Origin of the sequence: Peptostreptococcus faecalis, from assembly GCF_900240845.1 — a bacterium.
Lineage (GTDB): Bacteria > Bacillota > Clostridia > Peptostreptococcales > Peptostreptococcaceae > Peptostreptococcus > Peptostreptococcus faecalis.
In genome coordinates this window covers 1-4874 of sequence record NZ_OERU01000021.1, presented here as the reverse complement: position 1 = coordinate 4874, position 4874 = coordinate 1, and the positions used below count along the sequence as shown (strand labels likewise).

At 26.6% G+C, this 4874-nt stretch carries 4 protein-coding genes; 3 read left to right on the top strand and 1 reads right to left on the bottom strand.

What is annotated here, in order from left to right; all coding sequences use genetic code 11:
• A partial coding sequence (locus C0982_RS10225) for a cell wall-binding repeat-containing protein (RefSeq protein WP_145994524.1) occupies window positions 1-436 on the top strand: 436 nt, incomplete at its 5' end.
• A gap of 138 nt (window positions 437-574) precedes the next feature.
• Here the strand turns inward: C0982_RS10225 and C0982_RS10220 are convergent.
• The gene (locus C0982_RS10220) at window positions 575-1045 is read right to left on the bottom strand and encodes a pyridoxamine 5'-phosphate oxidase family protein (protein ID WP_101774087.1); all 471 of its coding nucleotides are present in this window, start codon (window positions 1043-1045) and stop codon (window positions 575-577) included.
• Between the two features lie 300 nt (window positions 1046-1345).
• On the opposite strand from C0982_RS10220, the gene C0982_RS10215 reads away from it, so the two are divergent.
• Complete coding sequence (locus C0982_RS10215; RefSeq protein ID WP_101774086.1) at window positions 1346-2575, top strand: hypothetical protein; 1230 nt, start codon at window positions 1346-1348, stop codon at window positions 2573-2575.
• 456 nt (window positions 2576-3031) lie between these two features.
• Window positions 3032-4874, top strand: a 1843-nt coding sequence (locus C0982_RS10210; RefSeq protein WP_145994523.1) for a cell wall-binding repeat-containing protein, incomplete at its 3' end; no start/stop codon positions are given.

Sequence of the window (4874 nt, the reverse complement as noted above, 5' to 3'; positions counted from 1 at the left end):
AAAGAATATACAAGATAGATTAAATACTGATTTAAAAATATCTTCAGTATCTAGAATAGGTGGAGTTGATAGATATGAAACAGCTTCGCTAATAGGTAAAGAAGTGAGAGCACTTACTGGAAATAAGACAGACATGATACTAGTAGATGGAACTGACTTCCCAGATGGAATCACAATCAACTCACTAGCAGCTAAGTTTAAGTGCCCAATTCACCTTACAAAACCATCTTCTCTAACAGATATAACAGCTAAAGATATAGCTGACTGGAAGATAGACAGCATACTTGTAGGTGGTGGAGAAAATTCAGTATCTAAATCTGTATATGATGGATTAAAAGTAACTAATAAAGAAAGAATACATGGAGCTGATAGATACTCTACAGCAGTGAAGATATCTCAAAGGCTAGATAGAGTGTCAACACCTATAGGAAGGTAATACACTACCAGTAACAATTGATTTATATTAAAATCAATTAGTAAATTAATGATGAACACTAAAAAAAACATCTCAGCATTAATACAGACGAGATGTTTTTTTATTTTCTAAAATAATTTTTACTCTTTTTTATAAATTCTATCTATGTTCCTTACAGCTTAAGTTATTTACTTCTAATTTAAAAACCATAATTTTTTTTATCATCTTTTCATCAAATTGCCAATCATAATTCTTTGTATTTTGCTTCATAATCAGCTTTAAGCCCTCTACTTTTTCACTATGTTCTTCCACAATTTTAACCATTCCATTTCCTATTATACTTTGATATTTAGCTGAATAAGCACAGGGAAAATCAGATTTTTCCAACTCATAGTTTGTATCCATTTCAAAACCTACATTAGGACATTTTTTTATTAAGTCTATTTTTCTACCTTCTTTTGCTCCGTGAAAATAAAAAGTATATCCTTCTCCATCAAATTTATATCCAAAATTTAGAGGTACAATATAAATTTCACCATTATCGTTAAATCCCAGTCTACAGCAATTACAATTTTCAACAACATCACGTATTCTTTCTTTAGAAACCACTTCTCTGTCCATACGTCTCATAACTACACTCCTTATCAATTATTTATTACTCTACGAATTTCTCTTTTCGCTGATTATACCATATGAATTTCTATAATACTATATCAATATTTTTAACATAATGTGTAAAAAAATATACGTTTTGTTTATATTTCAACTTACTTAAATATTTATTATAGAAATCTCATATCTGCTATTTAAACTTAATATTATCAATATTACAGAAATACATTTATTTAATTATTAAATAAATTGTGTTATTTTTTCTAAATTATTGTATAATATAATATAGATATTAATATGATTAAAGGTGGGGATTTTGTGGAAAATTATAATAACATTAAAGAAATTATTGAGGCTAATTTAGACGTAAAATGTTATGGCGAAGATTGTCTTTTTGAAGATCCTCTTATCTCTGAAACAAAAAAGTTATTAGATCAGTTGGAAACAATTACGTATTCAAATAAGTTTAACTGCGAGTCTACTTATATAGAACTTTTTTCGAGCAATTTAAATGAATTTTTAAACTTACTAAATAATTTTGATAAAAAACTTCTATATACAATCCATAAACTTAATATGAATTTTTTTTATAAAAAAGATACCATTCAATACTTAATGGAAGTTTATAAAACTCATGATAGTTGGAGAAAAAGAGTTTTTCAAACTTTGGATACTCTAAATGATCGTGATTCTCTGATCAAGATAAATACTACTAAAATAAACTCTCTTTTTGCTTTAAATAGTTCTGTAAATAAAATGATATTTAGTGGTATAAACCTTTTTGAAAAACATCAAGTAGAAACTGCTGAAGAAGATTTTGCATCATCCGTCATTCTATCTTCAGATAAAGATATCTTTATATCTAGCAAATTCAATTTATACGATTTTGGAGTTCTTAGAGCAATATGTACTCTTTATGAATCCGGTTTAAGCTCTATGACATACAAAATGATATTACATGCTTTAACAGGATTCAAATCCAGATCACCTTACCAAGGCCAAATTGATGATATTAAATATTCAATAAATAAAATGTCTATGACAGAAGTAACACTTTATTTAAAAGATCCTTCAAAATCAGCTTTTTATAATGATAATGTTGTAAAAGAAAACTTATTGTATATTTTATTTGAAGATAACAATTTTGTTGTAAATGGTCAATCTTCAAAATCTGAAGGAATACGCATTTTAAGAGAGCCCATATTATATAGAATATCAAAAGAATATTCAAAAATTGAGCCTCTTGATGCTACTATTATTAGAGCTCCTATCTCTTCTACTAAGAAAAATATTATTATAAAAGAATATATGCTTCATGTAATAAAATTAATAGAGCTTTCTACAGACAACAGTGAAAAAGATGTAAGTACAGAAATAAATCTAGTAACTGTTTATGATGACTTAAATGCTGATACTACTCAAGAAAAAAAGAAAATCAGAGATACAATTGTTGAAATATTAGATTATTGGGTCAAGATAAAATACATAAAAAATTATAATTTAGTTAAAGAAAAAAATAAATATAATTCTATTATAATTAAAATTTAGACTAAACGTATTTTAGTCAGTATTGTTTATTTTCTATAATTTTTATACTCGTCAAAGGGTATATTTTCGTGATTTTATTGAAATAATATTTTTCTAGTATTATAATAAATAATATAGATGTATTGACAGAAAATTCTTTCAATACATCTATATTATTAAAAGATACTTGTATTTTATTCTAAATGCTTATTAACTAAATTTCTTTCTACAAAGAAGCCTCTACTTTATAAATTTTTCAACAAAAAAAGAACCACTAGTGAAGAATATATTATACTTTAAAATAGTTTACAACATTAAAGTATTTTTATACCTTTATTAGTGGTTCTTTTCTATATATATTTTAATTTACAGAATATTCTGTTTATAGAAGCAATTCTTGCATTATCATAAGTACTTATGTTACTATACCGTTAAATATAATAATTATTATAGTTAATAATATAGGAGGTACTATTTATGACTAATACTCGTAATTCAACTAACATAATCAAGTTATTTTTACTTTCACTTGCTTTAATCTTCTTTAATTTTGGAAAAATATTTGCAGCTGATGACTCAGTTATGATTCCTCTTGGTGATGGAAATGTGGCTCATATTCAAGCTGATTCATCATACGAACCTTCTGAGTATGATAAAAATACCAAGATAGATATCAACGACCCTCTATTAAACGATATTTTCACTAAATATAGTGGTTCAAGCAATGTTTATCTAAAAGATTTAAAGGGAATAAAGGATTTGAAAATACATAATATTGCAAAAACTGGAAATAAAGTTAAGAATATAGACTGTTTTAAATATATGGAAAACCTTACAAATCTATATATGACTGAAACAGCTCAAACTGATTTATCGCCTTTAAAAGACTTAAAAAAATTAAAAGAAATTCGTCTCGATAAAAATAAGTCTACTTTCAGCTTAGAACCAATATCCAATTTAGATAATTTAGAAATACTACGAATTATTGCTCCTTCTAATCTTGTAGATGGTGAATTTGTCAGTGAACCAAACATAAATGATTCTGACATTAAATACATATCAAAACTTAATAACCTACAATATTTGCAATTAAGATTTCAAAATTTGAATAATGTAGATTCGCTCTCCACTAATAAATTACTAAAGCAAATAGATATTTCTTATAGTAATCTTTCTGATATTTCATTTATTAGTGAGCTGAAAGATTTGTATTACATCGAATTTGACGATAATAATATTGAAAAAGTACCAGATCTAAAAAACGTTGTTGGTAAAAATGATATTACTAATTTCATATATATATCGTTTATGGACAATAAAATTAGCGATATTAACTTTCTTGATTTTGTAAATGATTCTAGTATTTGGAATAGTGACAAAGAAAAAAATAAAATTATTGTAAATTTAGATTCTAATAAAATTAAAGATCCTAGTATGTTTAAAAATATTGACTTCTATAATAATATTTATTCTTGTTTTAATGTAAGTATGTATAATCAAAAATATAACCACGATAAAGTTATTAAAAATAATAACATTTTTGATATTGACTTACCAGTAAGGTATATCAATAATTCTTTTCCTACTCAATTTGCAGATTCATATTTTGGAATTTTAGATAATAATGATTTTAATGCAAAGTATGATGAAGATAAAAAAGTTATTTCAGTTGATTCTAAGGTTGATTCGTCTACTTTAAAATACGAATTATTCAACTATGAATTCCTTGAAATAGAAGCAGTTCAGCTTCTTGATCCACTAAAATTCATTCAAATTGAAAGTGGAATGGGAATTACTTATTTTGGAGAACATATCCAAGACTTTGAAATAGTCAAAGAACCTGACAATCCTGGTGATGGTGGCGGAGGCGGAACAGTCAACCCTCCAACAAAAAGAGCAACTGCAATCTTAGCCAATGGTAAAAAGTATACTGATGTATTGACAGCTACAGTGCTAGCAAATGAAAGAGATTGTCCAATACTTCTAACAGATACAAACGACATCACTACAGAGACTTTTAACGAACTAAAAAGACGTGGAATAGGTGATGTAATTATATCAGGAGGACTAGATTCTGTCTCTCAAAAAGTTGTAGATCAGCTAAAAGATTTCAACGTGATAAGATACGCTGGATCAGATAGATATGGAACTGCAAGAGAAATAGGTAAAGAGGTAAGAGCACTTACTGGAAAAACTGATGGAGCAATGCTAGTTGATGGAACTAACTTCCCTGACGTAATTACAATATCAGCTCTTGCGACTCAAAAGAGAGTACCAATTTTAATCACAAATCCTAACAAGCTTACAACTACAACTGAAA